This is a genomic window from Stenotrophomonas sp. SrG, assembly GCF_050031795.1.
Lineage (GTDB): Bacteria > Pseudomonadota > Gammaproteobacteria > Xanthomonadales > Xanthomonadaceae > Stenotrophomonas > Stenotrophomonas rhizophila_A.
Window position 1 is genome coordinate 1 of record NZ_JBNBBE010000423.1, and the last position, 258, is coordinate 258.

At 64.3% G+C, this 258-nt stretch carries 1 pseudogene; it reads right to left on the minus strand.

Features of this window, described 5'->3' with window-relative positions:
• Nucleotides 1-258, minus strand: a pseudogene (locus tag ACQG3P_RS20320) (hypothetical protein); the annotation flags it as partial.

A 258-nucleotide genomic window follows, 5' to 3' on the forward strand; every position in this document is an offset into this window, starting at 1 on the left:
CTGGCGGGCCAGTACGTCGTTGAGCGCGATCGGCTCGCCGAAGTGCACCACCACCTGGCCGGAGTTCTGCTTGAGCACCTTGGGGATCGACCACAGCAGCTGCCAGATCGATTCTTTTTCCTTCGGCCGCCCGGACCGCTCGTCCAGGTAGCTGCCGCCTTCCATCAGCTTTTCATAGCCGATGTACACCGGCTGGAACAGCACCGGCTAGCGCGGCTGGCGCAGGATCGCGCGCAGCGTCATCGAGATCATGCCGCC